1 protein-coding gene is annotated in these 1,430 nt (G+C 61.6%); it reads left to right on the top strand.

The genetic code is table 11. The features are described 5' to 3' along the window. Positions 1 to 92: 92 nt before the first annotated feature. Positions 93 to 1,421: an IS4 family transposase gene (locus H3V53_RS43025; RefSeq protein WP_336603015.1), complete on the top strand. Its 1,329-nt coding sequence runs from the start codon at positions 93 to 95 to the stop codon at positions 1,419 to 1,421. Positions 1,422 to 1,430 lie beyond the last annotated feature (9 nt).

Here is a 1,430-nt window from a genome sequence, read left to right on the forward strand (position 1 = left end):
TAATGCCGTTCAGTTAAGCACTGAACGGCATTTTTGCTTTTGACGCGGGAGGTGTTGTAAACGAGGCGCCGAGCTGTTAACTTTTCAGCGCGATGCTCTCCAGTCACCTGACCTTCCTGCTCGAAGCGCAACAGCCGGCCGACCTGAGCCGGCTGGCCGAGCATCTGCCCTACGAGTGGATCGAGCGCGCGGTGCAGGCCACGGGCGCAGCGAGTATCCGGCGCCGGCGCTTGCCTGCTGAGCAGGTGGTCTGGCTGGTGATCGCATTGGCAATGTACCGTCACTGGTCGATCAGTGAGGTGCTCGACGGTCTCGATCTGGCCTTGCCCAACCAGGCCGCGCCGTTTGTCAGCAAGAGCGCGGCGGCGCAGGCGCGCCAACGCATCGGCGAGGCACCGATGGCGTGGCTGTTTGAGCAGACAGCACGGGCCTGGACGACTCAGGACGCGGCTCATCATGCGTTCAAGGGCTTGAGTCTGTGGGCGATGGACGGCACCACGCTGCGCACGCCCGACAGCCCGGCCAACCGTGAGCACTTTGGTGCGCAAGGTTATGCCAGTGGCAAGGTGGCCAGTTATCCGCAGGTGCGCGCCGTGACGCTCACTGCGATTCCGACCCATCTGGTCGCGGATATCAATTTCGGTCGCTACGACACCAACGAAATGGTGTACGCCAAAAGCCTGCTGCCGCAGATCCCGGAAGACTCGCTGACGGTGTTCGACAAGGGCTTTCTGGCTGCAGAAATCCTGTGTGGCCTGACGATGAACGCGCGCAATCGCCACTTCCTGATTCCAGCCAAAGCCAATACCTGCTGGGAAGTGATCTCCGGTACCGCTGACGATGCGACGGTGCGCATGCGCGTCTCACCGCAGGCCCGCAAGAAGTGTCCGGCTTTGCCCGAATTCTGGAATGCGCGGGCGATCCGCACCATCGACGCGCGCGGACGCGAACGCGTGCTGCTGACTTCGCTGGGGGATCGCCGACGCTTCAAACCTGCTGATATCGTTGCCTGCTACGAGCGCCGCTGGCAGATCGAAACCAGTTACGGGGAGCTCAAGCAATCGATGCTGGGCTCGGAGTTGACCTTGCGCAGCCGCACCGTCGAAGGGGTGTATCAGGAAATATGGGGCGCGTTGATCGCCTATAACCTGGTTCGCCGCGAGATTGCCTGCGCCGCATGGGAAGCGAAACTCGCGCCGACCGATATCAGCTTCGTGCGAGCCCTCCATACGATCCAGCACGAAATGATGTGGGCTGCCGTCACCCCGGCCTACGCAAAACTGCCCGCCTGTCTGCAGCGTCTGCGTGAACGGCTGAAGTCACTTCCCAATGACAAACGACCCGGCCGCGCATGCGACCGGGTCGTCAAATCCCGCCCTTCACGTTACACCGTTCGGTACCTCAGAAAAGACCTTAACTGAACGGCATTA

The sequence above is a fragment of the Paraburkholderia bengalensis genome (assembly GCF_037126505.1).
GTDB classification, from domain to species: domain Bacteria; phylum Pseudomonadota; class Gammaproteobacteria; order Burkholderiales; family Burkholderiaceae; genus Paraburkholderia; species Paraburkholderia bengalensis.

Excerpts from the sequence above, each read along its gene's own strand:
- H3V53_RS43025 (WP_336603015.1), top strand. The coding sequence starts at position 93 with ATGCTCTCCAGTCACCTGACCTTCCTGCTCGAAGCGCAACAGCCGGCC.